Source organism: Vibrio sp. Vb1166, assembly GCF_033338695.1.
Classification (GTDB): Bacteria; Pseudomonadota; Gammaproteobacteria; order Enterobacterales; family Vibrionaceae; genus Vibrio; species Vibrio alginolyticus.
Map to the genome: position 1 here is coordinate 1 of NZ_JAWOTE010000040.1, position 25,868 is coordinate 25,868.

The 25,868-nt window shown below is 46.0% G+C and carries 24 protein-coding genes; 15 read left to right on the plus strand and 9 right to left on the minus strand.

All coding sequences use genetic code 11. The features are described from left to right. Positions 1-756: 756 nt before the first annotated feature. The 4 genes from R7E51_RS22470 to hemC are packed head-to-tail and all read right to left on the minus strand — an operon-like array spanning position 757 to position 4,836. Positions 757-1,938: a heme biosynthesis protein HemY gene (locus R7E51_RS22470; RefSeq protein ID WP_017635979.1), complete on the minus strand. Its 1,182-nt coding sequence runs from the start codon at positions 1,936-1,938 to the stop codon at positions 757-759. Then, a complete protein-coding gene (locus R7E51_RS22475; RefSeq protein ID WP_005378751.1) occupies positions 1,938-3,149 on the minus strand; it encodes a uroporphyrinogen-III C-methyltransferase in 1,212 nt (403 codons plus the stop codon). The genes R7E51_RS22470 and R7E51_RS22475 overlap by 1 nt, the downstream gene beginning before the upstream one ends. Positions 3,150-3,166: 17 nt before the next feature. After that, positions 3,167-3,895 carry a uroporphyrinogen-III synthase gene (locus R7E51_RS22480; RefSeq protein WP_005383386.1) on the minus strand — a complete coding sequence of 243 codons (729 nt, stop codon included), beginning with the start codon at positions 3,893-3,895 and terminating at the stop codon, positions 3,167-3,169. A 2-nt stretch (positions 3,896-3,897) separates the two neighbouring features. Beyond that, positions 3,898-4,836 carry a hydroxymethylbilane synthase gene (hemC, locus tag R7E51_RS22485; RefSeq protein ID WP_005383388.1) on the minus strand — a complete coding sequence of 313 codons (939 nt, stop codon included), beginning with the start codon at positions 4,834-4,836 and terminating at the stop codon, positions 3,898-3,900. A gap of 346 nt (positions 4,837-5,182) precedes the next feature. Between hemC and R7E51_RS22490 the strand changes: the two genes are divergently transcribed. Next, positions 5,183-7,711, plus strand: a complete 2,529-nt coding sequence (locus R7E51_RS22490) for a class I adenylate cyclase (protein WP_005378748.1) — start codon at positions 5,183-5,185, stop codon at positions 7,709-7,711. A 69-nt stretch (positions 7,712-7,780) separates the two neighbouring features. Here R7E51_RS22490 and cyaY read toward each other — a convergent pair whose 3' ends face one another. After that, positions 7,781-8,095 carry an iron donor protein CyaY gene (cyaY, locus tag R7E51_RS22495; protein ID WP_005383391.1) on the minus strand — a complete coding sequence of 105 codons (315 nt, stop codon included), beginning with the start codon at positions 8,093-8,095 and terminating at the stop codon, positions 7,781-7,783. Positions 8,096-8,169: 74 nt separating this feature from the next. Between cyaY and lptM the strand changes: the two genes are divergently transcribed. From lptM to R7E51_RS22530, 7 genes are all read left to right on the plus strand, one after another. Then, positions 8,170-8,286, plus strand: a complete 117-nt coding sequence (lptM, locus tag R7E51_RS24150) for an LPS translocon maturation chaperone LptM (protein WP_005378746.1) — start codon at positions 8,170-8,172, stop codon at positions 8,284-8,286. A 61-nt stretch (positions 8,287-8,347) separates the two neighbouring features. Continuing rightward, positions 8,348-9,601 carry a diaminopimelate decarboxylase gene (gene lysA, locus R7E51_RS22505; RefSeq protein WP_005378745.1) on the plus strand — a complete coding sequence of 418 codons (1,254 nt, stop codon included), beginning with the start codon at positions 8,348-8,350 and terminating at the stop codon, positions 9,599-9,601. A 10-nt stretch (positions 9,602-9,611) separates the two neighbouring features. After that, positions 9,612-10,442 carry a diaminopimelate epimerase gene (dapF, locus tag R7E51_RS22510; protein WP_005378744.1) on the plus strand — a complete coding sequence of 277 codons (831 nt, stop codon included), beginning with the start codon at positions 9,612-9,614 and terminating at the stop codon, positions 10,440-10,442. Continuing rightward, complete coding sequence (locus R7E51_RS22515; RefSeq protein WP_005378743.1) at positions 10,436-11,167, plus strand: DUF484 family protein; 732 nt, start codon at positions 10,436-10,438, stop codon at positions 11,165-11,167. The genes dapF and R7E51_RS22515 overlap by 7 nt, the downstream gene beginning before the upstream one ends. Continuing rightward, the gene (gene xerC / locus R7E51_RS22520) at positions 11,133-12,065 is read left to right on the plus strand and encodes a tyrosine recombinase XerC (RefSeq protein ID WP_005378742.1); all 933 of its coding nucleotides are present in this window, start codon (positions 11,133-11,135) and stop codon (positions 12,063-12,065) included. Before R7E51_RS22515 ends, xerC begins: the two co-directional genes overlap by 35 nt. An 8-nt stretch (positions 12,066-12,073) precedes the next feature. Next, positions 12,074-12,790, plus strand: coding sequence for a 5-amino-6-(5-phospho-D-ribitylamino)uracil phosphatase YigB (gene yigB, locus R7E51_RS22525; RefSeq protein WP_053304478.1), 717 nt, complete (start codon positions 12,074-12,076; stop codon positions 12,788-12,790). A gap of 138 nt (positions 12,791-12,928) precedes the next feature. Continuing rightward, complete coding sequence (locus R7E51_RS22530) at positions 12,929-15,415, plus strand: EAL domain-containing protein (protein ID WP_053304477.1); 2,487 nt, start codon at positions 12,929-12,931, stop codon at positions 15,413-15,415. Positions 15,416-15,498: 83 nt separating this feature from the next. On the opposite strand, the gene R7E51_RS22535 is transcribed toward R7E51_RS22530, so the two are convergent. Together R7E51_RS22535 and R7E51_RS22540 are read right to left on the minus strand one after the other, a co-directional pair. Further along, complete coding sequence (locus R7E51_RS22535) at positions 15,499-16,095, minus strand: tRNA-uridine aminocarboxypropyltransferase (protein ID WP_042523926.1); 597 nt, start codon at positions 16,093-16,095, stop codon at positions 15,499-15,501. Next, entirely contained in the window at positions 16,095-17,645 is a 1,551-nt protein-coding gene (locus R7E51_RS22540) for a COG3650 family protein (RefSeq protein WP_206958553.1), read from the minus strand. Before R7E51_RS22540 ends, R7E51_RS22535 begins: the two co-directional genes overlap by 1 nt. 47 nt (positions 17,646-17,692) lie before the next feature. Between R7E51_RS22540 and R7E51_RS22545 the strand changes: the two genes are divergently transcribed. After that, on the plus strand, positions 17,693-18,163 hold the full coding sequence (locus tag R7E51_RS22545; protein ID WP_005378735.1) for an EVE domain-containing protein: 471 nt from the start codon (positions 17,693-17,695) through the stop codon (positions 18,161-18,163). 50 nt (positions 18,164-18,213) lie between these two features. Here the strand turns inward: R7E51_RS22545 and R7E51_RS22550 are convergent, their stop codons facing one another. Together R7E51_RS22550 and R7E51_RS22555 are read right to left on the minus strand one after the other, a co-directional pair. Continuing rightward, complete coding sequence (locus R7E51_RS22550; protein ID WP_017636084.1) at positions 18,214-19,038, minus strand: Cof-type HAD-IIB family hydrolase; 825 nt, start codon at positions 19,036-19,038, stop codon at positions 18,214-18,216. A 244-nt stretch (positions 19,039-19,282) separates the two neighbouring features. After that, complete coding sequence (locus R7E51_RS22555) at positions 19,283-20,293, minus strand: alpha/beta fold hydrolase (RefSeq protein ID WP_005378733.1); 1,011 nt, start codon at positions 20,291-20,293, stop codon at positions 19,283-19,285. Positions 20,294-20,358: 65 nt separating this feature from the next. Between R7E51_RS22555 and rhtB the strand changes: the two genes are divergently transcribed. The 6 genes from rhtB (at position 20,359) to arsJ (ending at position 25,737) form a co-directional block, all read left to right on the plus strand. Then, complete coding sequence (gene rhtB, locus R7E51_RS22560) at positions 20,359-20,976, plus strand: homoserine/homoserine lactone efflux protein (RefSeq protein WP_005378732.1); 618 nt, start codon at positions 20,359-20,361, stop codon at positions 20,974-20,976. Between the two features lie 24 nt (positions 20,977-21,000). Continuing rightward, positions 21,001-22,224, plus strand: a complete 1,224-nt coding sequence (locus R7E51_RS22565; RefSeq protein ID WP_005378731.1) for an EAL and HDOD domain-containing protein — start codon at positions 21,001-21,003, stop codon at positions 22,222-22,224. 154 nt (positions 22,225-22,378) lie between these two features. Continuing rightward, on the plus strand, positions 22,379-22,714 hold the full coding sequence (locus R7E51_RS22570) for a metalloregulator ArsR/SmtB family transcription factor (RefSeq protein WP_005378730.1): 336 nt from the start codon (positions 22,379-22,381) through the stop codon (positions 22,712-22,714). A gap of 42 nt (positions 22,715-22,756) precedes the next feature. After that, complete coding sequence (locus R7E51_RS22575) at positions 22,757-23,758, plus strand: ArsJ-associated glyceraldehyde-3-phosphate dehydrogenase (protein ID WP_005383630.1); 1,002 nt, start codon at positions 22,757-22,759, stop codon at positions 23,756-23,758. 12 nt (positions 23,759-23,770) lie between these two features. Then, the gene (locus R7E51_RS22580) at positions 23,771-24,265 is read left to right on the plus strand and encodes a cyclin-dependent kinase inhibitor 3 family protein (protein WP_005383629.1); all 495 of its coding nucleotides are present in this window, start codon (positions 23,771-23,773) and stop codon (positions 24,263-24,265) included. 254 nt (positions 24,266-24,519) lie between these two features. Further along, positions 24,520-25,737: an organoarsenical effux MFS transporter ArsJ gene (gene arsJ / locus R7E51_RS22585; RefSeq protein ID WP_005378722.1), complete on the plus strand. Its 1,218-nt coding sequence runs from the start codon at positions 24,520-24,522 to the stop codon at positions 25,735-25,737. Positions 25,738-25,868 lie beyond the last annotated feature (131 nt).

The window sequence follows — 25,868 nt, forward strand, 5'->3', positions numbered from 1 at the left end:
GGTTGAAAGCACCGGTCTTGAAAACCGGCATACGTTAATAGCGTATCTAGGGTTCAAATCCCTATCTCTCCGCCACTATTAAGAAGCCTCGCTAGAAATAGCGAGGCTTTTTTCATTTCCGTACATCTTTATTACTCTATCTGTGCTTGCCAAAAATCAATTCCATATGCGATCTACTTTTCGACAAAGTAATATTGGTATCGGTATTGGTTGTGACGTTTTGATTTTTGCTAAGAAGTGCAGTTGCCTCTAAAGCTGTTCATCCTCATCACTGCATGCTGTCCCGATAAGGTTGTTGGAGATGCTTTGTTAAGATGTTGAACCATCTATTGCCTTATCGTTCTCTTAAAGCACTACCATTGCTTCTCTAGCCCTTTTTACCGGATAGAACGAACAAATAAGCATACTCAAATAGCCACTGTTTCACTGATGTATCTTTTTGTTTTACTCAGTCTAGCGACGCGTGTGCTCTATTGCCTAAATCTAGCTACGTCTTAAAACCATACATCAACAGGCTAAAGTTACGTATTCCTGCATCTTTTAAAATTGTTTTGGATTCTGCTGGAATGGCAGGATCAGAGTAGTCAAAAAAAGAAGAGGAAAGTGAAACGATAGTGAGTTGCTAGGAAGTTGGTTGAGAACTACTTGGGAGCCAATGAATTGGATAAACATATTGATGACTAAGGACTAAAGGGTTAATAGCAGGCAATAAAAAAGCCGACAGGTAAGCTGTCGGCTTGGTTAGGTCATCTTAAGTTAGTCATTCTGTACGAGCGTGAGAGCTTTACGAGAGACTTCGTGAGCAGCTTTGGTTAGATTTTGCTTCTCTAGTGTGTCTGCTAGGAATGCATAGTCAGAGACGTCAGAGCGAAGCTTTAAGGCGATCTCAAAGTGATCCTGGGCTTCTTGCCACTTCTCTTGACGGAAATAGAAGTGCGCTAATGCGCTATGGGCAGCGGCGTTATCCGGTTCTTTCTTCACTACTCCCTCTAAGAAGACCACGACAGGGTGGGTATCTGGCAGGTTTAGATCTGGCAGAAGTTGATAAAGCTCTGGGGCAGGTTGTTTTTTTAATGCTTCTTTTAGCACGGTAAAGGCTTCTGCATCAGCTTTTCGTGTGATGAGTTCTCGAGCAAAACAGGCAACGAGGTTTGTGTCTTGTTTCACTTTACGTGAGAGACTATTCCAATGGGAGATTAGCCCTTCGCTACCTTGTTGTTGCGCTACTTCATGGAGTAAGCCGCACTGCGCCTTTTGAATCAGCTCTGCATGTTCTTCTTCCGTGATGAGTTTTGCTTTGGTTAGTTGTGGCAAGAGGTCAATAAGAGGTTGCCACAACTTTAGCTGCATGTACGTTGTTTTCAGCAAGTTCAATACAATAGAGTTACTCGCATACTGACTTTTTAACGATTGCAAGGTATCGAAAGCGGACTCGAACTCGTTGTCGCGGATAAATTGTTTCGCTCGAGTCAGTTCTACTGCGAGATGGGCGTTCTCTTGTTGGCTCGCTAGCTCTAGATAGTGATCTCGTTTTGCTTTATCACCTTGGCCTTGTGCGGCTTCAGACGCAACCAAGTAGCAAAGCAGCGGCATATCGTGATGATTTGCCCAGCGAGTTACTTTCTTCTCAGCACCTTTCCAGTCACCTTCTAGCAGTTTAATAATGCCTTCATTGGTGTATCGGCGGGAATGGCGCATTTTGCGAACACTGAAGTAGTTCCATGTTGTAGAACTAGCATAAACTAACTTCTTAATCAGGTACTCAAGCAGAAAAAGACCTGCGAGTGCAGCGATAACGAAAACCACTAATGTCGTTACGCTCATCTCGATCGTTTTCTCGGCAATGGAGATGAGTACATAGCCTTGCTGACCAGAAAACTGGGTGCCAACAAATAGTCCTGCGCCTAGTACAACAAATAGGAAAATAAGACGAAACATTACTTATCCTCCATGCCTGTCATCGTTGTGACTTCACGACGTAGGCGTTCACGGATGACATCTGATAGTTGAGACTGACTTTGCAGTTTTGTTGGGTATTCCACTTGAATATTTTGCTGACTTAGCAGGTTAACCGTTTTGTTGAACTCTTTAACGGAATTATCGTCTTGGTTGAAGAAAGCTAATGCCCATTTGTCGGCTGTTTTTAGAGATGTGGTGTAAATTTCACCTTGTTCTTGGTACACCGCTTTTATTGCCGTTTCCAATTTGGCTTTGATGTTTTCTTTCAGGTAAAAGTGTTGCTCAGGAGAAAGCAGTGGAATGACGTTACCATCGCGCGTGCGGAAGGTAATGAAGTTTTCTGAAAAGTCCTTCAAAGAGGTCATTAAGTTATCTTGCCAGTTTGCGATATCTTCAGACACTTCAGTGTTTTCTACGGCTTCAGCTTCAGGTAGCAGTGCATTGGCGAGAGGGAGCTTGTCTACTTGCTGTTGTAGGGCAGTTAAGCGTAGGACCAATCCATCACGGTCAATTAGCGGGATAGTGCGAAGTTTGGTGATATCGTTCGCCATTGCTTTACGTAGTTTGACGAGGCTAGGGTCATTCAGTGCTGCAATGCGTTGGTCTGCACTTTCCATCAGTTGAGTCGCGCTTTCTACATCGTGCTCTAAGAACAATTTACGACCAGCTAATTTGACAAGGTAATCGGCTTCCGCTAATAGCCAGTCGTTTGGTCGACGACCTTTCACATCGGCAACGGCGAGCTGTAAGCTTTCAATGCTCTTCTGTTGCTGTCCAAGTACCACTTCCGCTTTGTGTGTCACGGTTGTTGCTTTCTCGATGGTTTCTTCTTGTACCCGGCTGAGTTCTTGCTTCATGGAAGCTTGAGTGCTTTCTAGCTGACTTTTTAGTTGGGCGATCTGCGCTTGGTAATCGGCTTGCTGTTGATGCAGCTTGTACGCGAGGCCACCGCCAAAAATAATCGATAAGATGATAGCGACCGTACCTAGTTTGACACCACGTTTACCTTGTTTTTCTTCAAACTCGACTTTGGTTGGCTCTGCTGTTTTTGGGGGCTCGGCCGCTTGTGGTTGCTCTTTTTTAAGGTCCGCATCCTGCTGCGATGTGGTTTTTTCGACTAGCGGTGCCGATGAGGTTTCTTCGGAAAGGTTTTTATCGTTATTTTTTTGGTCGTTATTTTTACTTGTCATGCCTATATCCTGTGTAGCTAGGGCTGGAGAGCCGCCAGTAATTCTTGGTTGGATGCGCTTCCCGTGCATCTCACGCGAGTGAACCCCCTTTGAATTGCGATGTCAGCGATACGCTGACTGGGGATATACAACTCTTGTTGATTAAGCCAAGTCAATTGCTCCGACGTCAATTGGCTGCACAAATAATCCAGTTGTTCACCACTGGTGACAATAATCTGGTTAATTTGTAGGTTTTTCCATAGTGAGATACAGCTTACTGGATCGAATGGGATGAATTCTCTCTTGTAAGTCTCACTATAGTGAACTTTTGCGCCACGCCTCACCAATGCATCTTTGATCAGCTCTCTTCCGCCGTTACCACGAAGGATAAGAACTTGTTGTTGTGCCACATTGTTGAGCTCTGGCAGTCGCAATAAGTGTTCACTATCACTGACTTGGGGATAGTGTACTTTCTGTTGGGTACATTTGCTTAAATAGTGTGCTGTTTTTTGACCAACGGCAAGGTAAATAGCTTGTTTCGGCCATGACATCCCGTTGCTGGCTAAGATTTGCTGTGCACATTGCACGGCATGTCGACTAACAGCGATAACAATTTGAGCTTGATGTAGATGTTTAGAGAGGTGCGTGTCCGTGAGATCGGCGACAATGTCGATCAGAGGATGGTGATATGCGGAAATGCCGTGCCTTTCGAGCAGAGAGCAAAGCGCGTTGCCTTGCTCTCCCGGCCGAGTGACCAACACTGCCATGGTTATTCGTGATCTGCGTACAGCTTAGTTAGGATTTCACGAGCGCCGTTATCTAGCAGCTCATTGGCTAGCTGCACTCCTAATGCTTCGCCGTCTTTACGATGGCCACGAATTTCACCACGCACAATTTCGCTGCCATCTGGTTCGCCAACTAATGCGCGTAGCCAAATGTTGTCGCCGTCTAGCAGGGCATAGCTGCCGATAGGTACCTGACAGCCGCCTTCTAGCGTAAGGTTCATTGCGCGCTCACACAAAACGCGGTCTACGGTGTCTTGGTGGTTAAGTGGCTCAAGCAGCTTAAGCAGTCTTTCATCGTCAAGGCGGCACTCAATACCGACAGCACCTTGCCCTACCGCTGGTAGTGATTGCTCTGGTTCGATAAAGCTACGAATGCGTTCTTCAAGCTTCAATCGTTTGAGGCCAGCCGCAGCAAGAATGATTGCATCATACTCACCCGCATCTAACTTACCAAGGCGAGTGCCCACATTACCGCGAAGCTCTTTGATGATGATGTCCGGACGATATTCTTTCAGTTGGCATTGACGGCGCAAACTGCAAGTACCAACCACGGCACCTTGAGGGAGCTCATCAATGTGGCTATAGGTATTAGAGACGAAGGCATCACGAGGATCTTCACGCTCACAAATGGTCACGAGGCCAAGGCCTTCTGGGAAATCGACGGGTACGTCTTTCATTGAGTGAACGGCGAGGTCTGCACGTCCTTCTAGCATCGCGATTTCAAGCTCTTTTACGAACAAGCCTTTGCCGCCAACTTTTGCTAGTGGTGTATCTAAAATCACGTCACCTTTGGTCACCATGGTTACTAACTCGACTTCCAAGCCAGGGTGAGCGGCTTGAAGGGCGTCTTTAACAAAGTAAGCTTGCCATAAAGCAAGAGGGCTTTTTCGAGTTGCAATGCGAATCGGTGTGGATTGTGTCATGATCTTCTCAATGCTGTTTGGATTTGGGTTTATCCTACCATTCTCATCAAGAAATGCTTACTGTTAGTTCGTTATCTCTGAAGGCTATGAATGGAATTACATGACGTTATGAAAATAGTGTGACTGGATTCTCAATTAGACTAAGGACTATTATTAGTAATAGGTAATAAGAGCGACACTACCGCGCGATTAATTTTGTGACTAAAGTATGGTTTTGTATCCAGAGTGATACGCGGGCGTGAAGCTTTACCCGCACCAATAAAAGTGTTAAATTGATCACGTTTTTAAGCCGTTTTGGTTTAAAACGTCAGCAGATTTTCGTGATTGTTCAACCAAGGAATTCCCCTTGCAGGCTTACACCCAAAAAATCATCCAGCGACTAGATAATTTGAATCAGCAGCGAGTTGATCGCGCGCTGGCGCTTATGGATTCGCAAAGCCAGCAAGTCTTCCATTTGATTCCTGCCTTGTTGAACTACAACCATCCTGTAATTCCTGGCTATTATGATGCCGATGTCCCGTTTGGTGTGCATGGGCTTGAACTAAATAGCATTCAGCAACAATTCATAGATGATATTCAACTTGCCATTGGTCAGCCGCTCAAGACGGTAGAAAAGCCCGCTATATTGGGTTTATACACCATGGGCAGTACCTCCTCGATTGGTCAAAGTACTTCCAGTGATTTGGATATTTGGGTGTGTATCTCACCAGAGATGGATTGTGACGAACGCGAGTTATTGACCAATAAATGCTTACTCATCACGGATTGGGCACAAAGCAAAGGCGTGGAAGCGAACTTTTTCTTAATGGATAAAGAGCGCTTTAGAAGCAATCATTCTGAGGAGATGACAGGTGATAACTGTGGTTCATCTCAGCACTTACTTTTGCTAGATGAATTCTATCGTAGTGCGGTGCGTATTGCCGGACAGCGTTTGTTATGGCAAATCGTGCCGCCAGAAATGGAAGAGTGTTACGACGAGTACGTTTCTCAACTGTGCAGTGATGGTTACATCGACTGTAGTGAATGGATCGACTTTGGTAAATTGAACTGCATTCCTGCTGAAGAATACTTCGGCTCGAACTTGTGGCAGTTATACAAAAGCATCGACTCTCCCTACAAATCGGTATTAAAAGCCATCTTGCTAGAAGCTTACTCGTGGGAATACCCGCATACTCAATTGTTAAGTATCGACACTAAGCGTCGTTTCTTTGCCCATGAGCCTGATCTCTATGGCATGGATGCGTACTACTTAATGTTGGAAAAAGTAACCCGTTACTTAGAGCGAATTCAAGACGATACACGTTTGGATTTGGTGCGTCGCTGTTTCTATCTCAAAACCCATGAAAAACTATCTCGTGAGCCGAATATTGGCTCAGTAGCTTGGCGTCGTGAAGCACTGAGCGATATGATTGCAAAATGGAATTGGGATGCCAGTGTCGTTGCAGAGCTCGATGACCGCCGTAATTGGAAGGTTGAACAAGTAAAGGTGGTACATCATGCATTGCTGGATGCGTTGATGCAAAGCTACCGTAACTTGATTCAATTTGCGCGTCGTAACGACATCACTTCTGCTATCAGTCCGCAAGACATCAGTATTTTGGCCCGTAAACTCTACGCTGCTTTTGAAGTATTGCCGGGCAAAGTAACGTTACTAAACCCACAGATTTCACCTGATCTGCACGAGCCTGACTTGAGCTTTATCGAAGTGAAAAAAGGGGGGGTAAACAAGTCTGGTTGGTACCTCTATAAACAACCGCTTATTGCGCACCGCATTTTGGGGCAACCATATCTAGAGCATCATGAATACTTGAGTAAGTTGGTTGCTTGGGCATTCTTCAATGGCTTGATCACTGAATCGACTCGTTTACATGCCGTGGTACGTGAAGCGCAGCTAGATATTGATAAGTTTTACCAAATGGTGAGTGACTTACGAAATACTTTTGCGTTGCGTAAGCGTCGTCCATCTATGCAGGCGCTAGCGAGTCCTTGTGAAATAAGCCAGCTTGCGATGTTCATCAACTTCGAAAATGATCCGACGTCTGAACTTTCTGGTCGTTCGCTGAAAGTGGATGTTAAGAACACCGATATTTTTAGCTTTGGTCCAGAACATAAAAATTTAGTCGGCAGTGTTGACCTTGTTTACCGTAACTCTTGGCATGAAGTGCGTACGCTGCATTTCAAAGGGGAAACGGCGATGCTGGATGCACTGAAAACCATTTTGGGCAAAATGCACCAAGATGCGTTGCCGCCAGAATCAGTGGATGTGTTCTGCTATGCGAAGAACATGCGTGGTGTGATGCGTAATATGGTTTACCAGCTTTTAGCTGAATGTATCGACTTACGCTTGAAACCAGTAGAGCAAGAGAAACGCCGCCGCTTTAAAGCGATGCGTCTTGGTAACCAGACTTATGGGTTGTTCTTTGAACGTCGTGGTGTGTCGGTGCAGAAGCTAGAAAATTCCATCGATTTCTACCGCAGCATTTCCACTAACAAACTCAAAGGCTCGCCGCTGTTAATGCTCGATCGTGAGCAAGAATATCAAATGCCTGAAGCGGTGGATGGGTTTGCCAGTGAAGGTCTAGTGCAGTTCTTCTTTGAAGATAACGAAGATGGCTTCAATATTTATGTGTTGGATGAGTCAAATCAAGTGGAAGTGTATCACCAATTTAGTGGCTCCAAAGATGAAATGATTTCGTCTGTAAACAGTTTCTACACGTCGGTAAAAGACGATAGTCGCGTCGCGTCGAAGTTTATTAACTTTAACCTGCCTCAGTACTATCAAATTATTCACCCTGAAGAGGGGAATGCGTATATCATTCCTTACCGTAATGACGGTTGTTCACCGAGTCGCCCGACCAAAACTGTGAATGCGTAATTAAACCCGTATCAATAAACAAAAAGAGCACTTCGGTGCTCTTTTTGTTTTGGTGACGATTGACCAGAATTATGCCCAATCAATGGCTTCGCCTGCGTGCTTTTCACACTCTTGCTTCACCATTTCAAATAGCTCCATACCCGTTTTTGAGCAGGTCCATTTACCTTCAATAAGCTTGAAGTGGAAACCACCAGATTTGGACGCTAGCCAGATCTCATGCATCGGCTCTTGGCGGTTAATGATGATTTGGCTGCGGTCTTCAAATTCCAATGTCATTACGTTGCCAGTGACTTCGTAATCAATGTCTGCGCCTGAATCATCGATGGATTCTTCGATGATTTGCATCTGCGCATCCACCAGTTGATGAAATTCAGTATCGTTCATCCGTCTATCCTATTGCTTTTCCTGAGTGTGGTGCGATTATAGGGGGCATTGATTCAATAATCACGATATGCGAAATGAAAAAATTAGTTACTGTGTTGTTTGTGATGGTTGCCGCGACCTTAGCGGGGTGTGGTCAGTCTGGCTCATTATACATTCCAGATGACACTCAACAGAATGAGCAATCACAATAAATAACCGCACCTTAGGGTGAAATTAGGGTTCAGCAGTCGAATAAAATAAGGGAAGCGAATTTTGGATTACTTCAACTATCAGGATGATGGCCAGCTTTGGGCCGAAGACGTCCCACTTCAAGCTCTTGCAGAGCAATATGGCACTCCTCTTTATGTATATTCTCGAGCCACGCTAGAGCGCCATTGGAAGGCGTTTGATAGTGCTGTGGGTCAGCATCCTCACCTGGTTTGCTACGCGGTGAAAGCCAACTCAAACTTAGGCGTATTGAACACGCTAGCGCGTTTGGGATCGGGTTTTGACATCGTGTCGGGTGGTGAACTTGAGCGTGTGATTGCCGCAGGCGGTGATCCGAAAAAAGTCGTTTTCTCTGGTGTTGGTAAAACACCGGCAGAGATGAAGCGCGCTCTTGAGCTAGGTATCAAATGTTTCAACGTTGAATCTGAGCCAGAGCTAGAACGTTTGAACAAGGTTGCGGGTGAGCTTGGTGTGATTGCGCCAATTTCTCTTCGTATCAATCCAGATGTCGACGCGAAAACACACCCTTACATTTCGACTGGTCTTCGCGACAATAAATTCGGCATTGCGTTTGATCGTGCGCCAGATGTTTATAAATTCGCGCAAAGCCTGCCGAACTTGAATGTGCAAGGTATCGACTGCCACATTGGTTCTCAGCTGACCAATATAGACCCATTTATCGACGCGACAGACCGTTTATTAGCCCTGATTGATGATTTAAAAGCGCAAGGCATTAACATTCGTCACCTTGACGTCGGCGGTGGTTTGGGTGTGGTCTATCGTGATGAATTACCACCTCAGCCTTCTGATTACGCCAAAGCGTTACTAGGCCGTCTTGAAAATCACCAAGACTTGGAGCTGATCTTTGAGCCAGGCCGTGCAATTGCTGCGAACGCAGGTATATTGCTAACGCGTGTTGAGTTTTTAAAACATACTGAGCATAAAAACTTTGCGATTATCGACGCTGCAATGAACGACTTGATGCGTCCTGCGCTATACCAAGCATGGCAAGATATTGTGCCAGTTTCACCGCGAAAGGGTGAAGCTCAGACTTACGACTTGGTTGGTCCTATTTGTGAAACCGGCGACTTCTTGGGTAAAGATCGCGCACTCGTTTTGCAAGAAGGTGATCTACTCGCGGTTCGTTCAGCAGGTGCCTATGGTTTTGTGATGTCTTCGAACTACAATACTCGTACCCGAGCAGCAGAAGTGATGGTGGACGGTAAACAAAGCCACTTAGTTCGCCAGCGTGAGGAGCTGACCAGTTTGTGGCAGCTGGAACAGATTCTACCGGAGTAACACACAACAAATGCATTTCCACTTTTCCAAAATGCACGGTTTGGGCAACGACTTCATGGTCGTCGACTGTATTACCCAGAACGTGTTTTTCTCGCAAGACCTGATCCGCCGCTTGGCGGATCGTCATACTGGCGTTGGTTTTGACCAATTGCTTGTGGTAGAGGCCCCTTACGACCCTGAAACCGACTTCCATTATCGGATTTTTAATGCCGATGGTAGTGAAGTTGAACAGTGTGGTAACGGTGCACGCTGTTTTGCCCGCTTTGTTCGCTTGAAGGGGCTGACCAATAAATACAGCATCAGCGTGAGCACCAAGAAAGGAAAGATGATTCTCAACATCGAAGATGATGGGGAAGTGACGGTCAACATGGGCGTGCCAGAGTTTGAACCGAACAAAATTCCTTTCAAAGCGAAGCAAAAAGAGAAAACTTACATCATGCGAGCAGGCGACAATACCTTGTTTTGTGGTGCTGTGAGCATGGGTAACCCGCACGTAGTGACCGTGGTCGACGATGTGGATACGGCAGAAGTGGAAACTCTCGGTCCGCTGCTTGAGTCGCATGAGCGTTTCCCAGAGCGCGTCAACGCTGGCTTTATGCAGGTGATGAGTCGTGACCATATTCGTCTTCGAGTTTACGAGCGAGGCGCAGGAGAGACACAAGCTTGTGGTAGTGGTGCATGCGCGGCAGTCGCGGTTGGGATTCTGCAGGGCTTGTTGGATGAAAACGTTAAGGTTTCTCTACCTGGTGGTGAATTGCGAATTGCATGGCAAGGTCCTGGCAAGCCGTTGTTTATGACCGGACCTACAACGCATGTATTTGATGGTCAATTATCTTGCTAGTTGAAGAAAAAGGAAACGGTTTGTCTCAAGTAGAAGCAGATGCCTTAACGGCTGAAGTAGTGGCCGAGTACCTCAAAGATCATCCAGACTTTTTTGTGCAACGTCCGGAGCTTGTGGATCGCTTATCTTTCCCACACTCAGACTTAGGCGCGGTATCTTTGGTGCACATCCAAATGAATCGCCAACGTCAGCGCATTGAAGAGTTAGAGGAAGAGATCACTACACTAATGTCGCTTGCGGCGAACAATGATCGGACCTTTTACGAATTTATGGATTTGCAGGGGCAGATTCTAAAGTGTGGTGACTTTAAACAAGTCATTCATTCTATCGAAGCGAAAGCCAAGGCGCTGGGCTTACGTGCGTTTGTTCGATTGTTTAGTCAATGCGACGCATCGATTCAATTGAGTAAGGAAAGTTATCAACGCTTTGCGACCACTCACTTAAATGGCAAAGATGCGTACTTAGGACGTCTTCGCAAAGTAGATCGTGAAGCTTTGTTTGGCAACATGGAAGTGCCGGAAATGGGGTCCTATGTGGTACTGCCGCTCGTGAAACAGCAAACACTGGGCGTGCTTGCTTTTTCTAGTGAAGATGGCGGCCATTTTCAGCCAGATATGGATACCTTGTTTTTGCGTCACCTATCATTAGTAGTGGCACATCTCGCTCAAACACTGGTATGGCAAAGTTACGATGACGACAACTCCCAACACTCCTCTGCCAAATAGTCTGCAAAAGCCTCTTGAGCGCTTCTATGAATTCTTACGAAGCGAAAAGGGGCTTAGCCTACATACTCAGCGCAATTACAAACAGCAGCTAGAAACAATGGCGCAGCACTTAGCTGAAATGGGACTCAAAGATTGGTCTCAAGTGGATGCTGGTTGGGTGCGCCAATTAGCAGGTAAGGGCATGCGAGAAGGCATGAAAGCCAGCAGTTTGGCAACGCGACTCTCATCGCTGCGTAGCTTTTTCGATTTCCTTATTCTGCGTGGCGAGATGTCGGCTAACCCAGCCAAAGGGGTTTCAGCACCTCGCAAAAAACGCCCGTTGCCCAAAAACCTCGATGTTGACGAAGTGAGCCAATTACTTGAAGTCAACGAGGACGACCCGTTGGCTGTGCGCGATCGTGCCATGATGGAGCTGATGTACGGCGCCGGTTTACGTTTGGCTGAGTTGGTGGGTGTGGATGTACGTGATGTACAACTGCGTAGTGGTGAGCTTCGTGTTATTGGTAAAGGCGATAAAGAACGTAAAGTGCCGTTCTCTGGGATGGCAACCGAGTGGGTCGGGAAGTGGTTACGCGTTCGTGGTGATTTAGCCGCTCCAGGTGAGCCCGCCTTGTTTGTATCTAAGCTCGGAACGCGTATTTCGCATCGTAGCGTGCAAAAGCGCATGGCTGAATGGGGGCAGAAACAGTCTGTCGCAAGCCATATTAGTCCGCATAAATTGCGTCACTCATTTGCGACACATATGCTCGAATCAAGCAATAACTTACGTGCGGTGCAGGAGCTTTTAGGGCACGAGAACATTTCGACGACCCAAATCTACACGCACTTGGATTTCCAACATTTGGCGCAAGCCTACGACCAAGCCCACCCACGCGCACGCAAAAAGAACGGGGAGTGAGCCGAAGTATGAAATTTTATCGCCGTATCGAGCCTATTAAGGCAATGACCTTTGACCTAGATGATACCCTCTATGACAACTATCCTGTGATCGTTCGCATGGAGCGTGAGTTGCTATCTTGGCTCAAGCACCATCATCCAGCGGTTGCTCATATGAACAAAGCGGATTGGTTTGCTCTCAAACAGCGAGTTGTGCAGCAACAACCCGAGCTGAAGAGCGATGTCACTTTATGGCGTTTAGTGCAACTTCAGCAAGCTTTCTCCCAAGTAGGCTACGACGAAGACGCAGCACATGCCGCCGCGAAAGCCGCAGTAGACGTTGCGTTGGACTGGCGTAACCGTTTTGAAGTGCCGCAGCAAAGCCTCGATGTACTGGAGAAACTCGCGCAGCACATCCCGTTGGTGGCAATCACCAACGGTAATGTGGATTTAGACCGCATCGGTCTTACGCCTTATTTCCAACAGGTACTTAAAGCAGGACCAGATGGATTGGCGAAACCCGCAACCGATATGTTTACTAAAGCGAAGCGATTCTTGGATACTCCTGCGGAGAATATTCTGCATGTTGGTGATCATCTAACCACGGATGTGCATGGTGCAAAGTTGGCTGGTTTTGCAGCCTGTTGGTTTAATGATATGAATAAAAATGTCATTAACCATTCAAAAACACGTACTTTACCTGATATTGAAATCAATAGTTTGCAGCCGTTACTCACACTTTTTTAATTGCTTTCGCATTAATCCATTCTAATCTCATTTTGTGTCTAGAAAAGCAGCGCAAAGCCACGTAAATTATTCTCTATTAAATAAAAATAGTAACGCCACACGTCGTGGTGAAGATAGTGTTACGGCAGTGGTAGGTCCATGCGAGCTTTTTCAAAACTGGTTCACGATGTCAGTCAACTGAATGACTTTTTAGTCACTTTTCCGACTTCCTCAGATAAACAATATTTAGTACAAATATTGTCGACGCAATCGCGCGAAATTACGACCACACTTGCAGACGCCGTTTTGTCGTCGCTGCCGAATGCTCATGTTATGGGGCATAGTACGCGTAATGTGATTCTGGAAGGGGAGATATTTACCTCTGGTTGCCTAGTGAGTGTGATTGAATTTGAGCAAACCACGCTGACTTCTGCGGTACAAACATACTCTTACTCCCCTGACATTGATGGCGGGGAGCTCAAGCGCTCTCTTCTAATGCAGCATAATTCACAGGTGATCCTCAGCTTTGCTGTGCAAATTGAACGACGTGACTATCCCTTGTTTCAAACCTTCGCCAGTGAAGAAGTAGTGATTTCTGGAGGGTTGGCGCAGAGTATTGACGATGGCTGCTGGGTGCTATATCAAAACCGAGTTTACGATAACGCTGTGGTTGCCGTAGCTTTGCACAGTGATACTTTGAAGCTATGGACTGATGCGTATTCGGAATGGAACCCGATTGGCATGCCACACAAAGTCACTCATGCAAAAGGAACGCGCTTGTATTGTTTAGGTGAGAAGAAAGCACTGGACGTATACAAGCGTTACTTGGCGGATGGCCATGACGTGACGCTGAGTCAACTGCTCAGCTTTCCTTTATATCGAGAAAGCTTAGGGCGAAAGGAAGTTTGTACGGTAACGGAGCTACACGCTGATGGCAGTATGAGCTTCGACAGGCCCTGGTGTCTTGGTGACGAAGTGCAATTTTGCTATAACCATCCCTCGTTAACGCTCGAGCAAGTGCGGCATGGTGTGGTTGAGTTAGCCATGCACCAACCTGAAGTCGTGATGATTTTTAACTGCGCGTCACGGTTAGACTTTATTGACAGCAGCGACGAAGTCCAAGCCTTCAAAGATATTGCGACGACGTTTGGTAGTTACTGTATGGGGGAACTGCATGGTGGTATTGGTCAGCCCGAAATTCTTCATCACAGCCTGACGTATTTAGCGATGCGAGAGGGAGACGAAGTGCAAACATTGAACTTGCCTAAGTCGCCCGTTAGCTCCTCTATTTCACCGCTGTTTAGCTTGATTCGAAATGCGATCGGCGATCTCAACCATATGAACGCGCATATGGGGTATCAACTCGATCGCCAAACGCGCAAGTTACAAGAAAGCTATCGACGCGACAGTCGCACGGGATTACAAAACCGGGTCGCATTGCAAGAGCGGCTGAGTAACATCGATTTGGATGAGCATTTGTTGACTCTAAAGCTACTTAACTTTAGTCATATCAACGAAAAATACGGCTACCGAGTGGGAGATCAATTACTCAAAGATCTCTCAATGCACTTTACGAATCGACTACGAAAGCGTTTTGGCATGCCAACGGCTTTACAGCTTTATAGTATTGGGGTTGGTGAATGGGCATTCATATTTAAAGCTGACCAAAGCAGCGAAACCATCAAACAGCACTTTACGCGTTTTGCTGACGCGGTAGAACAAACTAATTTTGAGCCAATTGGCCTACGTGAAATAGATTATCTTTCTATCTCGCTATGCGGCGGCTTAGTGAGTCGTCGAGACTTTCCATCCGCTTCAGTAGATGAGCTCTTACTCAAAGGCATCGAAGCGAGGCGCTCCGGTGTACGCAGTAATACTCATATCTGTAATGCGAAAGATATTGAAGTCAGTGAGGATGTGCGTAAAGAGCAACTTGGATGGCTAAGTTGCGTCAGTAGAGCCATTCTCAAACAGAATATCATCACTTATAGCCAACCTATTGTGCATGCGAGTAGCCACAAATTGGCAAGCCAAGAATGTTTGGTTCGTATTCTGGAAGCCGATGGAACGGTGATTGCGCCAGGACGTTTTCTGCCAATTATCTCTGATACGCATCTTTACACTCGACTAAGTCGGCACATGATTCATTCTACGTTGCATTATATGCGAGATAAGCAAGGTGACTTTTCTATAAACTTATCGCCGCAAGATTTGCTCAGTGATAAAACTTTAATGCTTTTAGAGCATGAAATTAGCCAGCTAAATGACCCAAGGCGAATTGGTTTAGAAGTGCTGGAATCTGAGCAGATCAAAGACTACGGCCGAATGATAGAAGTGTGCAGTCATTTTAGAAGCTTAGGGGCGCGTATCATTGTTGATGACTTTGGCTCCGGCTATTCGAATATCGATGAAATCCTAAAGTTGGAGCCAGAAGTCATAAAGCTCGATGGCAGCTTGATTCGTGATATTGATAAAGACTTAAAACAGCGCAAGATCGCTTCCCAGTTGGTGCGTTTGTGCCAAGTGTTTAACGCGGAGACGGTGGCGGAGTTCGTCCACAATCAGGAGGTGTGTACCATTGCACAAGACATGGGGGTGGATTATTTGCAGGGTTACTATCTTGGCGAGCCGACTCGACTGTTTTAATGATGTTTCACGTGAAACTTCTTGTCGTAAAAAACGCAGCGTAGGCTGCGTTTTTTGTTTGGTTCTTCTACTGAGCTTAATGGTTAACGCTTAAGAGCGTGTCCACTCTTTTCAGCTTGGAACAGAGCGAGGTAATGGGCAAAAAAGCGCTGCATTTGTTGTTGGTTGTTTTGTTCTCCAAGTTGCCCGAGCAAATGTGCAGCGACTTCAAACGTACACAAATTACCTTGTTGTTGGTTGCGTCGCAGCTGATATTGTGAGTCCGCCGACGCAGACAATCCCATAGTAGGGATACCTTCTAACCAACGGCTCTTATTGATCATCTTGCGCGCCTCTTGCCAGGTGGCATCTAAAATAATAAACAGCGGAGTTTTGGTTTGTTGCTGGCTTTGGAGTACCACATGTTCGAGTGTGATACTTTCTTCACAGGGGAAGAGCAACACCGGATACCGCGACGGATCAGCTAATAGAGTGAGCAATTCTGCTGGTGGCTGTTTGCGATCCCAGATTACTCGCTCAATGTTGAGTTGGCACTGCTCTAGTAGCTGGCCGGTATTAGTATCACGCTTCAGTTCATTCGGATGCATTAACAGCAGGATGTTGTGCTCACTGGTAAGTTTCGGCATTAGCGAGCACATACAATTGAATTGAAAACCGCAGGTTGGACACGGTTGTGACATTACAGACGAACTCCTTCGCGCACCGGGCTTATCCCATCAGAGAACAGACGCACACCACTGACTTGGTTCGGCGTTGCCGTTGGTGCCATGCTTGGGTTGAGTGGGTAGCTAACCCCAGTGTATTGCATCACGTGTTGAGCCGCTTTAGCTCCGCCACCGCTGACATTAAAAATCAGATCTCGCCAACCATGAGAGGTTTGTTGGCCGAGCATAATCGGGCTTTGCACTAGTGTAATGCGGCTATTAAATCGCCATTCCTTTTCGTGATGTTCAAATATCAGCAATGTACAGCCTCCGGAACCACACCAATCCAACTGTACCAATAGCTCTTCGTTACCATCGCTGTTGAGGTCGTAAGTTAGCCAACGGTATTGGTTATTGTTGGGGGTGGTTTGATGGATAAAGAAGTAGTTGCGCACCGCGGCATCTACTTTTGAATCAAACTCTGCACTAGAAGGGACGTCAGCACTACCGATGGGGTTGTTGGTGCGTTTTTCGGCTGGTTGCATGATGCCTTCATCACGAACGGTGGCAGGATAAAGGACTAAACCACCATCGGCGATTGGGTATACTAAGTTACCGACTTTTTCTTTGGTCGCTTTGAGCTGATTGCCTTCTCGAGTAAACAGTCGCTCTGACATTAGCCTTTGCTGTTGATGATGCGTCATGACAACTTGAACCTGAGACGGACTTAACTGTTGCCAGTAACCACGCTCGATTAATGGTGCTTGTCCATTGGCGTAACGGTATTTTGTTGTGGCGCTATGGTCTGGGTTTAAGGTCATTTGTACTTCAAAGCCTTGTGATTGGGTTGAGGTCGCGACATAGGTATTAGCCCAGCCAAGCGTTGCATCGACGTTTGCAGCCATACCACAACCTTGATACGTCTCGCCATCATGTTTTAGTGTTGCTTTCCAGCCATACAAAGAATCGCTCATTGTGTCTGAGCAGAGGTTTTCTGTTAAGCGAAGCTCACCATCTTGTAGTTGATAAGTGCGCTGGCGAGGTTGAAGCTGACTGCTTTTAATCGCTAATTTTGTGGTTTGTTTGCCGATTTGCTGGAATGTTAGTCCATTAGCCTCAAAGCTTGCCGACCAAGAAGGCTCATTACCAAACACGCGAGTTGGTTTGTTTGGTTGCTGACAACGGTTTGGATTTTCCGTTGTGAGGAAGTTCACTTGTTCCACGACAAAGTTAGCATCGAAATCAGCAGAAAACCCATCGATGCCCGGTGGGTTGAGGTGGCCGATAACCTCGCCATACATAGTCTGGTAAGGCTCGTTATTTAACTGAATTGCTTGTTGCATTTGCTGTGGTGATAGTTGCAACCAATATTGCTTGTCGCTGCCACAAGGCATGATGTATTGGCTCTCGTGACCGACGATCACTTTTCCGCGCAGCATAAAAGTTTGAGGTTGAATGGTTTCAGGCTTATCTAAGGTTGCTGGTGGAGAGGTTGGGTCAGCGGCACCAGATTGTGGCGACTGTGAACTACATGCTTGCAGAACCAGCAGGGTGGCAAGCGCCACTGGGTTTTTCAAAGCCTTCATGTTATATCTTCCTCATTATTGTTACTCAATCGGCATCGGATGGCATTATGGCATATTGGTTATTTAAAACTGAACCAGATACCTTTTCTATTGACACGCTTCGAACCCAAAAGGTTTCATGTTGGGAGGGAGTTCGTAATTATCAGGCGCGCAATATGATGCGTGACCAAGTGAAGGTGGGCGATTTAGTCCTGATTTACCACTCTTCTTGTAAACATGTTGGCGTGGCAGGTATTGCTAAAGTTGTGAGAGAAGCCTATCCCGATCATTTCCAATTCGATCCCGAAAGCGATTATTACGATCCAAAGTCAGACCCAGACAACCCGCGTTGGATTATGGTGGATGTCGAGTTTGTACGTAAAACGGCGCGAGTGATTCCGTTGTCGGTGATGAAAGCGATGCCAGAACTTGAGAACATGCCGTTGGTGAAACGTGGAAATCGCTTGTCGATTATGCCCGTGACAGAAGAAGAATGGGACGCGATTCTTGGCAAAGAGAAGCTGCCAAGTCAGCGATAAAAGAAAAGGGCTGCGAATGTGCAGCCCTTCATAATTTGGAGTATTGAAGCTTACAGCAAGTGTTCTTGTAGGTAGTGTGCAACCGCATCTTCCGCATTGCTGCCAATCACTTCATTATTTGGTAGAGCTTTCATCACTTTTTCGTGTGATGTACCCATAACTAGCCCTTTACCTGCCATCGACAGCATTTCTACGTCATTCATGCCATCACCAAATGCTACGCAGTTTTCTAACGTCAGGTCGAGTTTTTTCGCTACCGCTTCAAGAGCATGGCCTTTAGACACGCCAGCGCTCATTACTTCCAAACACCAAGGCGTTGAAAATGCGATGTTCAGCTTATCACCAAACTGCTCACGTAGTTTGTTTTCAAATACGACCAAACGTTCGTGGTCTTCTCCTGGATGCGTGAAGAAAACTTTCGCAATACCGTCAGTTGGGGCGTGGTCTTCATCAAATAAGACGTAAGTGAATTCATCGTGGAAGTCACGTAACGTTTCATCATCCTTGTTCATCAACCAGCTATCATTTTGATACATGTGAATAAGTATTTCTTGATCATGTTTGATCGTGTCGATCACGCCTTGTACCAGTTCCGCAGGGACATTCTCGCTGTACATTAGCTGATCTTCCTGGTCATGCACTCGGGCACCATTCGACGTGATCATATAAGCTGGAATGCCAACTTGGCGACGGATGCTCGCAACGTCTACGTGGTGACGGCCGGTTGCAAAGACAAAGGTATAACCCTTTTCATGCAGCGCTTTTAGCGTCTCTTTTGAGTAAGCACTGAGCTGATGGTTTGGTGCGAGTAACGTGCCATCCAGATCAGAGGCAACGATTTTGGTGATCTCTTTGCAAGGTAGCGATGTGCTCATGAAGTCCTCGTAAACGGTTTGGATAGTGTGGAACAGGTGAATTGCAAACGGAGTACAGCAGACTGACTAGATCGTACTGCTCCGAATGCGGGGGAACTTGGGCCCGTAGCACTATGCGGTTAAACACTGTGTCAAAGTAGCCAAGTTCAAGCAGTGTACGCCAAAATGAGGATGAAAAAGAGGGTAAATCGATGTGTAGACATTTCCTCTTTAATCTTAGTCGTGAAATGGTCGCCTAGAGTTCTTATTGTGCTTGTTCGTTTGATGGCGATTTAGGGTCATTCATAAAGCGGAAAATCGCATCGAGCGCTTGATTACGATACTTGTCGGTCTCGAACAAGATTTCATGCTGTGCGCCTTCGATGGAAAGCAGCTCCGCGTGCGGGTTGGTTTTCCGCAATTTATCAATAAAACGCTTTTGCGCGAGGTTGCTAACAATCCGATCGTTTCCTGCTTGGATTAGGATTACTGGTATTTTGACTTGGCGAGTTAATAAAAAGCACTGCTTAGCGGCCATGAGCCCTTGCCAAACCCAGCGAGTGCTTGGCCCACCGACTTGCAGTTCCGGTTTTTCCGTATATAGGTTTCGGAACCATTGGTAGCGGCCGTAACTTTGGCTAAGTGGGTTATCTTCAAAGGGCTTAGGGAAGTAGGCCTGATGTCCTGGTGCATAGCGTGGCAAAGTCGATACCGCTGACATAATTTGTGTGACCGGAATCGCTATTGGTGATAGGTACCATGGCAGGTTAATGCCAAACATGGGCGCACTTAGAATCAAACCAGTAAAAGGGTGTTCTGGGTGAGTTTGCAGGTAACGTGTGGCGATCGCGCCGCCCATAGAGTGCGCGATGATGAAGCATTGTTGATATTCGCTAAGGTCGTGTTTTTTTACGACGATGTCCATATCATCAATATAATCAGTAAAGTCATAGACGTGACCCATATCTGAGTCAGATAATAAACGATCTGATAAACCTTGTCCGCGGTGGTCAAAGGAATAGACATCGAAACCTTGGCGGTAGAGATCGTAAAACAGCTCTTGGTATTTCCAGGAAGACTCAATGCGTCCATTTACGATGAGCACGGCTTTTTTATGCTCTGGGTTGGTTAGCTTGCACCAGTAAATGTTCTTTTTCTCAGTCCCTTTAACAAAGCCCTCTTGGCGAGTTTGCCAAAGTGCTGCGATCGGACCACCAATTGCTTGCTCAAATAATGTCTCTTGAGTATAAGTCAAAGGTGAATGGTTAGTCGCCATTAGTTGATTACCTGAAGATACGTTGTTTACGCGATGTATCATCGAAGAATTAGTGAGGAAATGCAATGGATACCCATGTCTGGTTAGCTTATGTAGTAACAGCAATCGTTTTTAGTTTGGCTCCGGGCTCTGGCACGGTGAACTCAATCAGTAATGGTTTGAGTTACGGTACCCGTAAATCACTGGGTGCCATTATTGGCTTACAAATTGGTTTAGTTATCCACATCGCGCTGGTGGGGGCGGGTATTGGTGCGCTTGTCGCGCAGTCAGCAACCGCATTTTCTGTCATTAAATGGGTTGGTGCTGCTTATCTGGTTTGGTTGGGGATTCAGAAATGGCGCGACACATCAAGCTTAGTCGCAGCTGAAAACCACAACGAGATGTCAGGCACGGCGCTGTTGTACAAGGCAGTGTTAATTAACCTCACCAACCCTAAATCGATTGTTTTTCTGGTGGCGTTGTTCCCGCAGTTTATTGACCCGGCAAAAGACCAAATCACGCAACTGTTGGTGCTTGGCGTCACTACGGTCGTGATTGATGCGTGTGTAATGTTGGGTTACACGAGCTTGGCAGCACAAATGGGACGCTTTATTCGCTCCGATAAAATCATGGGAAAAATAAACAAAGTATTCGGTTCAATGTTCATGGGTTGTGGTGCATTATTAGCAGCTGCAAAGTCATAAGCCATTTATAGGTCCTTCTTTAGCATGAATACAACGTATGTCGCTCGCCAGCCGATCTTTAACCGAAAAAGACAGACGCTGGGTTATGAATTGTTGTTTCGAGACGGGGAGAGTAACGCATACCCTTCACATATTGATTCAAATCGAGCGACATACCGACTGATTGTCGAAAACTTCCTATCGCTGGGTACTAACCCAGTGATTGCCTCTTCTAGATGCTTTATTAACTTTCCTCATCAAAGCTTGGTGCGACGTTTGCCGCGCAGTTTGCCGAAAAACAAAATTGTCATCGAAGTGTTGGAAACGTGCCAACCTACGGATGAGCTTCTTGATGCGATTCGTGAGTTTTATCGAGAAGGTTACTTGATCGCTTTGGATGACTTCACCCTAACACCAGAATGGCGCCGTTTTTTGCCATATGTGCATATTGTGAAGCTCGACATTATGGCGATGGGGCTCGAAAAGGCCTGTGAACTGGTCAAAACACACCTTGCCAAACGCGTCAAATACCACTTTTTAGCAGAACGTGTTGAAACCGCAGAAGAGTTTGAGCAAGCGAAAGCGGCTGGCTTTAAATTTTTCCAAGGTTATTTTTTTAGCAAGCCACTCGTCTCGCAGACTAAATACGTCAGTCCTGAGCAAGTGTTGGCATTGCAACTGTTTCGTGAAGTTTGTGCTCCTGAGCCTGACTTTACTCGTATCGAGTCCATCATTACGCAAGATGTCGCGTTGTCATATAAATTATTGCGTTTTGTAAATACGCAAGCGCCGAATTTGGCTGTCGAAATCAGCTCTTTTCGTCAGGCATTGATTTATCTTGGCCAGGATAACCTTAAGCAGTTTGTCTCTTTGGTTGTGGCATCGTATATCTCCAGTAACAAGCCTCGAGAGCTGTATCACCTTTCATTGCAACGAGCTCAATTTTGCCAATTGATGTCGCGCTATCAGCCATTCTCTCACCTCAACGAGCAAGGTTTCATGGTTGGTTTGCTGTCGATTCTAGATGCGCTGCTGGATCTTTCGGTGGAATCTTTAGTTAGGCAGTTACCGCTTAGTCATTCAGTACAACAAGCGCTATTACATCGCAAAGGGGTTTATGGTGCACTTATTTCCCTCGAAGAGTGCTACGAGCGTGCCGATTGGTCAGGGGTTGAAAAAATCACGATGCAATTGGGGTTGCCTTTAGAGGAAGTGAAGCTCTCCTTAGGTGAAGCGGCTCGCTGGAGTCAAAGCATCGCGACTGCATAATTTCTTGTCTTATCTTTTATCTCTTTGAATCTCTCTCTTTACAATCAAGCTGTTCGTTAGATGTGAAACTTTTATGACGATGGACGGTTTCCTCTTGACGATATATCTTAATTAAATAAACATATACGCATATCCATATATAGGTATGTTCATTATGCTTCCACATCAGTTTTTTAAGCTGTTATCCGATGAAACACGCGTACGTTGTTTAATGCTCGTGGCCCGTGAAGGTGAAACTTGCGTTGGCGATTTGGCGTTTGCTCTACAAGAGAGCCAGCCGAAAGTTTCTCGTCATCTTGCTCAGTTACGATCCAGTGGCATCTTGGTGGATAAACGCCAAGGGCAATGGGTGTATTACGAGTTATCACAGCAATTACCAGGTTGGATGCGAAAGTTAATTGAAGACTTAGTGGCATCAAACTGTTTGAAGCAGGAATACCAAGACGACATCACACGCTTACACGATAAAAGTCGTGAGGCTTGCTGTTAACAGCGAATAGAGATTCAAGGTAGAAGATTAGAGGGTAAAACTATGACAATTAAAGTAGGAATTAATGGCTTTGGCCGAATTGGTCGCTTAGCGCTGCGAGCGGCATTTGATTGGCCAGAATTGGAGTTTGTGTTAATCAACGATGTCGCAGGTGACGCAGCTACGCTTGGTCACTTATTAGAATTCGATTCAGTGCAAGGTCGTTGGCATCATGGAGTTCAGGTCGAAGGCAGTGAGCTCGTCATCAACGGCAAGCGTGTTGCCACGACTCAACAACGCGATATCGATGCGGTGAACTGGTCTGATTGTGATGTTGTGATTGAAGCGACAGGCGTACATCGCAAAACATCATTCCTAAACAAATACCTAGAGCAAGGCGTGAAACGTGTCGTGGTAAGCGCACCTGTGAAAGAAGAAGGTATTGCGAACATTGTGGTGGGCGTGAACGACCATATTTTCGACCCTGAAAAACATCGTATCGTGACAGCAGCTTCGTGTACGACTAACTGTATCGCACCTGTGGTTAAAGTCATTCATGAGAAATTGGGTATCGAACAATCTTCTTTTACGACCATTCACGACCTGACGAATACGCAAACTATTTTGGATGCGCCACACAAAGATCTACGCCGTGCAAGAGCATGCGGCATGAGCCTTATCCCAACCACTACGGGTAGCGCGAAGGCGATTGTCGAAATTTTCCCAGAATTAAAAGACAAAATTAATGGTCATGCGGTTCGCGTACCTCTAGCAAACGCATCGTTAACAGACATCATTTTTGATGTGAAGCGTGATACCACGGCAGAAGAAGTGAATGCACTGTTAAAAGAAGCATCTGAAGGTGATTTGAAAGGCATCCTTGGCTTCGAAGAGCGTCCTTTAGTTTCTATCGATTATAAAGGCGACCAACGTTCAACCATCGTTGATGCGCAATCAACCATGGTTGTGGGTTCTCGTATGGTTAAGATTTACGCTTGGTACGATAACGAAATGGGTTATGCAACGCGCACAGCAGAGCTGGTTCGTAACGTTGGTTTGGCTTAAAAGGGGGTCACAATGTCTCATCCTACATGGCAATTAGATTTGGACTCCGGTGCTTTAATCTTAACACCGTGCCCAGGAACGAAAGGTGTCGATTTGCATGCGTCGTTAGAACAGTTGAAAGAGCAGGGTGTTCAAGCGGTCGTTACTGCATTAGATGATAGTGAATTAGCTGCGAAGAATGTCTCTGCATTGGGTGAAGCCACTCAGCAACTGGGTATGAAATGGTTCCAGATCGAGATTGAAGACGACTGCGCACCAAATGAAGAATTTGCGACGAAGTGGCAACAAGCCAGTCCGGAACTGCACGCGATTCTTGCTCAAGGTGGCAAAGTTGCGATGCATTGCATGGGTGGTTCGGGGCGCACAGGTTTGTTCGCTGCTCACCTACTCCTAGAAAAGGAATGGCAGTTAGAAGATATCGTGCGAGAAGTACAGGCATTGCGCCCTGGTGCATTTACAAAACCTGTGCAAGTTGAGTACATCGAACGCGTGGCTCAAGACGCTTGATCAGCTTAAATAGCTTTTGGTTCATTATGATCCAAAAGCTAAATTCGAGCTTCTTCAGGATACGACTGTTTACAAAAAAAGCCATTAATATTAACTAATACATTGTTTTTAAGGTGTATTTTTCTTTTTATTGATGTTGGGGCATTTTTTGAAAATCACAGCAACATTGTATTGGTCAATGTTGCTGTACAGGTTAGGAAGTATTTAGAACATGATGATCTAAATGCTTCTATCGCTGTACATATGAGGTCAATATGATTTCTCAATTAAGCAAAAGTATTCGTCAGTACATGTTAGTGACGTTTAACTATTGGAACTTTACGGTGACCGATGGCGCACTGCGTATGCTGGTGGTGCTCTATTTTCATGACTTAGGTTATTCCACGTTAGCTATTGCCTCACTGTTTCTTTTCTATGAATTTTTTGGTGTGGTGACAAACCTGGTTGGTGGTTGGTTGGGCGCAAGGTTAGGCCTAAATAAAACCATGAACATTGGTTTAGCGATGCAAGTGTTTGCGTTGCTGATGCTCGCAGTACCAAATGCATGGCTGACCATTCCTTGGGTGATGGCAGCGCAAGCTCTGTCGGGGATTGCCAAAGATCTGAACAAAATGAGTGCTAAGAGCGCGATTAAAACGCTAGTACCAGACGAACAGCAAGGTGCGCTCTACAAATGGGTAGCGATTTTGACTGGCTCGAAGAATGCACTCAAAGGAGCGGGCTTTTTTGTTGGTGGCTTGCTGCTGTCTTGGGTGGGTTTTCAAAACTCGATGTTTATTATGGCGGGTGTACTTACATTAGTGTTTGTTTGCAGCATGATCTGGCTAGAAGCGGACATGGGTAAAGCAAAGAGTAAACCTAAGTTTCGCCAAATATTCTCCAAGTCTGAATCGATAAACATTTTATCCGCAGCACGCATGTTCTTGTTTGGTGCTCGTGATGTGTGGTTTGTCGTTGCTCTGCCTATTTATCTTGGTAGCGTGTTTGGCTGGGATCACTTGTGGGTTGGTAGCTTTCTCGCAGCGTGGGTCATTGCTTATGGGTTTGTGCAAGGCTTTGCGCCGCGTATTACTGGCAAAGCGCAAGGTCGTGTGCCTGATGGTAGTGCAGCATTGGTGTGGGCAGGAATCCTAGCGTTAATTACGGCTGGTATTGCTTATGGTGTGCAAATCGGTTGGCAGCCTGAATTGGTGATTGTGGTAGGTTTGATGATTTTTGGCGCTGTGTTTGCCATTAACTCTTCGCTGCACTCGTACTTGATAGTGAGCTACGCTAAAGGCGATGGCGTCTCGTTGGATGTCGGTTTTTACTACATGGCCAATGCGATGGGACGTTTGATTGGCACGGTATTATCGGGTTGGATCTACCAAGAGGCTGGTCTTGCAGCGTGCTTATGGGTTTCTTTTGCTTTCTTGGCACTGACGACGCTGATTTCAATTAAGTTGCCAAAAGCTAATGTTGCTACTGCGTAACTACCCCCAGTATCGCTATCTGTAGATGGTATAAATGGCTCCAAATCGGAGCCATTTTTGTTTTCAGCCCTAAACCACCTACTTCAGTAGGTGGTTATCATCCGTTTCGGCTTTGCCTGTAAAACTACTCA

Excerpts from the sequence above, each read along its gene's own strand:
- R7E51_RS22580 (WP_005383629.1), top strand. The coding sequence starts at position 23,771 with ATGTCTCATCCTACATGGCAATTAGATTTGGACTCCGGTGCTTTAATC.
- R7E51_RS22535 (WP_042523926.1), bottom strand. The coding sequence starts at position 16,095 with ATGTCACAACCGTGTCCAACCTGCGGTTTTCAATTCAATTGTATGTGC.
- rhtB (WP_005378732.1), top strand. The coding sequence starts at position 20,359 with ATGGATACCCATGTCTGGTTAGCTTATGTAGTAACAGCAATCGTTTTT.
- R7E51_RS22480 (WP_005383386.1), bottom strand. The coding sequence starts at position 3,895 with ATGGCAGTGTTGGTCACTCGGCCGGGAGAGCAAGGCAACGCGCTTTGC.
- R7E51_RS22555 (WP_005378733.1), bottom strand. The coding sequence starts at position 20,293 with ATGGCGACTAACCATTCACCTTTGACTTATACTCAAGAGACATTATTT.
- dapF (WP_005378744.1), top strand. The coding sequence starts at position 9,612 with ATGCATTTCCACTTTTCCAAAATGCACGGTTTGGGCAACGACTTCATG.
- hemC (WP_005383388.1), bottom strand. The coding sequence starts at position 4,836 with ATGACACAATCCACACCGATTCGCATTGCAACTCGAAAAAGCCCTCTT.
- cyaY (WP_005383391.1), bottom strand. The coding sequence starts at position 8,095 with ATGAACGATACTGAATTTCATCAACTGGTGGATGCGCAGATGCAAATC.
- xerC (WP_005378742.1), top strand. The coding sequence starts at position 11,133 with ATGACGACAACTCCCAACACTCCTCTGCCAAATAGTCTGCAAAAGCCT.
- R7E51_RS22470 (WP_017635979.1), bottom strand. The coding sequence starts at position 1,938 with ATGTTTCGTCTTATTTTCCTATTTGTTGTACTAGGCGCAGGACTATTT.
- R7E51_RS22475 (WP_005378751.1), bottom strand. The coding sequence starts at position 3,149 with ATGACAAGTAAAAATAACGACCAAAAAAATAACGATAAAAACCTTTCC.
- R7E51_RS22575 (WP_005383630.1), top strand. The coding sequence starts at position 22,757 with ATGACAATTAAAGTAGGAATTAATGGCTTTGGCCGAATTGGTCGCTTA.
- R7E51_RS22570 (WP_005378730.1), top strand. The coding sequence starts at position 22,379 with ATGCTTCCACATCAGTTTTTTAAGCTGTTATCCGATGAAACACGCGTA.
- R7E51_RS22565 (WP_005378731.1), top strand. The coding sequence starts at position 21,001 with ATGAATACAACGTATGTCGCTCGCCAGCCGATCTTTAACCGAAAAAGA.
- yigB (WP_053304478.1), top strand. The coding sequence starts at position 12,074 with ATGAAATTTTATCGCCGTATCGAGCCTATTAAGGCAATGACCTTTGAC.
- R7E51_RS22530 (WP_053304477.1), top strand. The coding sequence starts at position 12,929 with ATGCGAGCTTTTTCAAAACTGGTTCACGATGTCAGTCAACTGAATGAC.
- arsJ (WP_005378722.1), top strand. The coding sequence starts at position 24,520 with ATGATTTCTCAATTAAGCAAAAGTATTCGTCAGTACATGTTAGTGACG.
- lptM (WP_005378746.1), top strand. The coding sequence starts at position 8,170 with ATGAAAAAATTAGTTACTGTGTTGTTTGTGATGGTTGCCGCGACCTTA.
- R7E51_RS22540 (WP_206958553.1), bottom strand. The coding sequence starts at position 17,645 with ATGAAGGCTTTGAAAAACCCAGTGGCGCTTGCCACCCTGCTGGTTCTG.
- R7E51_RS22545 (WP_005378735.1), top strand. The coding sequence starts at position 17,693 with ATGGCATATTGGTTATTTAAAACTGAACCAGATACCTTTTCTATTGAC.
- R7E51_RS22550 (WP_017636084.1), bottom strand. The coding sequence starts at position 19,038 with ATGAGCACATCGCTACCTTGCAAAGAGATCACCAAAATCGTTGCCTCT.